This window comes from Frankia sp. CoBUL1 (assembly GCF_978021245.1).
Window position 1 is genome coordinate 21,982 of the sequence record NZ_CDXDOS010000028.1, and the last position, 4,142, is coordinate 26,123.

Sequence of the window (4,142 nt, forward strand, 5' to 3'; positions counted from 1 at the left end):
CGCTCCTCGTCGGCGCTGGTGGACTGCCGGGCGGCGGCCTGGGCACGTTCGATCGCCATCCCGATGATCCCCCCCCGCAGGGATCCGACCGCGCAGTACGCGCGCAGCAACCCAAGATGGGTGGGAGCCGGCCCCGCGAGCCCGTGCACGAGGGCCTGCTGCAGCGACAGTATGTCGCTCTTGCCGATCTTACGGTGAATCACCGAAGGGTCGTCGGCGAAGACGAGCAGCACGCCACCGGGGCCCGCCAGCGCCTCGACGAATCGCTCGATGATGATCCGGGGGGGCGGCGGGGACTGCCGAACAAGATCGACAAGTCGACCCAGCTCGGACACGAAGGGCTCCAGCAGAGCGTCGAGGATCGACTCCTTCGACGGAAAGTGGTAATAGAGCGCCGCCTTCGTCACTCCCAGCCGCTCGGAGATGTCCCGCACCGAGGTGCCGGCATACCCCTGTTCGCTGAAGAGGCTCATGGCGGCGGCGAGGATCCGCGATCTGGTATCGCCCCGTGGATCGGGCGATGCCGGATCGGTCATGGCGGCCATACACCCCCCCGATCGAGTCCGCGACGGATGTTACCCTCAACTCTACCTACTGAACGACCGGTAAGTTTCTCGGTAGCAATCAGCAGCAAATCGTCAGCATGACGTCGCAGGTAGCGACACCACCGATCACCAACGCCCGAGGGGAAACCGTGGCCTCGCTCGCCCGCTGGTGCTTCCGGCACCGTCGGCTCGTCCTGTTCCTGTGGATCGTCGCGCTGCTCGGGCTCGGCGGCATCAGCCAGGTGGCCGGAAGTAGTTACAAGGACGCCTTCTCCCTGCCCGGCACCGATTCGCAGAAGGCCATCGACCTCCTGCAACGCGACTTCCCGGCGGCGTCGGGAGACAGCGCCACCATCGTGCTGCACAGTGACAAGACTCGTATCACCAACCGTGCCATCTCCGATCGGGCCAGCGAGATGCTCGGCGAGCTCGCCAAGGTCCCGCACGTCACCGGGGTCACGAGCCCATACGGGCCGCGGGGCGCCGCCCAGATCAGCAAGGACGGGCACACGGCCTTCGCGACCGTCGACTTCGACCTGCAGGGCATCGAGCTACCCAAGGACGACATCCAGCGGTTCGTCGGCACCGCTCGAGGCTACGGCGGCGACGACCTGCAGGTGGAGGCGACCGGTCAGGTCGTCTCGATCATCGAGCAGCAGCAGCAAAGCTACAGCGAGTTGATCGGCATCATCGCCGCGGCGATCATCCTCTTCGTCGCCTTCGGCTCGTTGCTGGCCGTCACTCTGCCCCTGATCACCGCCATCATGGCCCTCGGGGTCGGCAGCATCCTGATCATCCTGCTCTCCCACGTCCTCACGATCGCCGAGTTCAGCCCGGTCCTCGCGACCTTGATCGGACTGGGCGTCGGCATCGACTACGCCCTGTTCATCGTCAACCGGCACCGCATCGGCCTACGCGCAGGCAAGAGCCCGGAGGAGGCCACGGTCACCGCGGTCAACACCTCCGGGCGCGCCGTGCTCTTCGCCGGCATGACCGTCTGCATCGCGCTGCTCGGCATGTTCGCGCTCGGCGTGAGCTTCCTCTACGGCGTGGCGATCTCGGCTGCGGTAGCCGTGGCGATGACGATGACCGCGGCCGTCACCCTGCTGCCGGCCCTGCTCGGCTTCTACGGCATGAAGGTACTCAACCGGCGCGACCGGCGCAGGCTGGCCGAGGAGGGCCCGGTGCACGAAAGCACCTCGGGCGTCTGGTGGCACTGGGCGAAGCGGCTGGAGGGGCGGCCCCAGTTGTTCGCGGTGGTCAGCGCGGTGGTCATCGCCGTCATCGCGATCCCGTTCCTCTCGCTGCGGCTCGGCTCGTCCGATCTCGGCAACGGCGACACCGCCAAGACCACCAAGCGCGGCTACGACCTGCTGGCCGAGGGCTTCGGACCGGGGTTCAACGGTCCGTTCAGCATCGTCGCCGAGATCCATTCGCCGCAGGACACGGCAAGCCTCCGCGCCGTGGTGGCGGCGGCCCGCGCGACACCAGGCGTCGCCTCCGTCTCGGCCCCGCGGCCGAGCCCAAACGGGCAGGCGGCGATCGCCACCCTGTACCCGACGACGAGCCCGCAGGCCGAGGCGACCTCGAAGCTGCTCAACCAGCTGCGCGACCACGTGATCCCGCAGGCGAACCATGCCGGCACCGGCATCTACGTCGGCGGCATCACGGCCACCTTCGAGGACTTCTCCAGCACGCTGTCGGGCAAGCTGCCGCTGTTCATCGGGGTCGTGGTTCTCCTCGCCTTCCTGCTGCTGGTAGCGGTGTTCCGCAGCCTGCTGGTCCCGTTGACCGCCTCGCTGATGAACCTGCTCGCGGTCGGGGCGGCCTTCGGCGTGGTCGTCGCGGTGTTCCAGTGGGGCTGGGGCGCATCGCTGTTCAGCATCAGCGGCGGCCCGGTCGAGGCGTTCATCCCGGTGATCCTCTTCGCGATCCTGTTCGGCCTGTCCATGGACTACGAGGTGTTCCTGGTCAGCCGGATGCACGAGGAGTGGACCGCGCGCCGGGACAACCGGATCGCCGTCTCGCTCGGCCAGGCCGAGACCGGCCGGGTCATCTCCGCGGCTGGCGCGATCATGATCCTGGTCTTCGCCTCGTTCATCCTCGGTGACGAACGGGTGATCAAGCTGATGGGCCTCGGGCTCTCGACGGCGATCCTCATCGACGCCTTCATCATCCGGACCGTGCTGGTGGCCTCGCTGATGCACATCTTCGGCACGGCGAACTGGTGGGTGCCGGCCTGGCTCGACCGGGTCCTGCCGCGGATCTCCGTCGAGTCCGCCGAGGATCTGGAGGAGATCCGGCACACCCCGCTGCCCGAGGACGCCGTCGCGGGCCGTTCCGCGGCCGGGGGCCGGTCCGCCCGCTTCCCGGGCAGGCAGCCCGCGAGGAGCGGAGCTCACGCACCGGCGAGCCCATGCGCTGATCTTCACGGGACCACCCGAACAATGCGGGACCACCCGAACAGTGACAGCCCGCGGGGCGTCCGCCTGGCCGGCGGGCGCCCCGCGGCGCTTGGCCTGCCGGGATCGGCCAGGACGGTGAGCCGGCCGAGGACACGTTCGTCGCCATCGAAGGAACCACGAGCGCGACCGCGACGGTACTGGGCACGTTGTTCCCCTATGCCCGGGCCCGGTTGGGGGCGTGGGTGCGCAACCGTCACGCCAAGCCGGCGGTGCGCCGGATCCTCACCGAGACGCCGGCGGTCATGCCTCCATCACCTCGTTCGCCAAGCTGGACATCATCACCGCGCCACATGCGGGTGGCCCCGCGAGCGCCTGAGCCGCGCCCGCGCCCCGAGCATCCGGTTCACCGAGCGACGCGACGCTCACCGAACCACCGACGGGCTCGGGAATCTGATTACCGAACTCCAGATATCCGCTACGCTGCGGCACCCCCCGCAGGGCCGCGGCGGCACGGACCCGTCGCGCGTGCGGGGACGACAGCAACCCGCCCACCTCGTCCACGGGGACGAACGCGCAGTTGATGATCTCGTCCATGTCCACCCGGATGCGCTCCCGCCATGAGGCAGGCAGCACACCGCCGTCGAAGACGAAGGCCAGCATCTCGCTGTCGAGCCACCCGTCGTTAAGACATGGCGCCCAGTCGATCGCGAGCAGACCACCGATCGGTGGGGCGATACCGAGCTCCTCGGCGACCTCCCGTACGCACGCCGAGTAGGGCGATTCCCCCGGTTCGATAAAGCCTCCCGGAATGTCCCAGCCTGGCTTGTACAACGGTTCAACGAGCAGTATGCGGTCTTCTTCATCGAAGAACAGGACACCCGCCGCAGCGTAGGGTCGCGCCATCGGAGGTCGGTTCAAGCTCGCCTCGGTGCCGTGGTCAGGACGCTGCCGTGGGGTGGCCGGCGGCTTCGAGGACATCGCCGACCGCAGCATCAGGCCGTCACCGGGTACGCCGGCCGGGTCCGGCAGAGCCCGGTCGACTAGGGAAAAGTCAAGATCCTTCTTCATATTATCACACACTTCACATAGTACTGACGAACGGAATTGATGTTCCTGCCGCCGAGTGGTGGGCGACGCGGTGGACCACTAACGATAGGCGACCACGAAGGGGCGCGACCCGCCAGCGTTTCGC

General features: G+C 68.1%; 2 protein-coding genes and 1 pseudogene. 1 reads left to right on the forward strand and 2 read right to left on the reverse strand.

The window, feature by feature from the left end; translation table 11 throughout:
• On the reverse strand, positions 1-536 hold a 536-nt coding region (locus AC08OX_RS04580), incomplete at its 3' end, for a TetR/AcrR family transcriptional regulator (RefSeq protein ID WP_476606662.1).
• Between the two features lie 107 nt (positions 537-643).
• Here AC08OX_RS04580 and AC08OX_RS04585 point away from each other — a divergent pair.
• A complete protein-coding gene (locus AC08OX_RS04585; RefSeq protein ID WP_476606663.1) occupies positions 644-3,571 on the forward strand; it encodes an MMPL family transporter in 2,928 nt (975 codons plus the stop codon).
• Here the strand turns inward: AC08OX_RS04585 and AC08OX_RS04590 are convergent.
• Positions 3,551-4,018: pseudogene (locus tag AC08OX_RS04590) on the reverse strand (NUDIX domain-containing protein); the annotation flags it as partial. The gene AC08OX_RS04585 and the pseudogene AC08OX_RS04590 overlap by 21 nt on opposite strands.
• Positions 4,019-4,142 lie beyond the last annotated feature (124 nt).

Excerpts from the sequence above, each read along its gene's own strand:
- AC08OX_RS04585 (WP_476606663.1), top strand. The coding sequence starts at position 644 with ATGACGTCGCAGGTAGCGACACCACCGATCACCAACGCCCGAGGGGAA.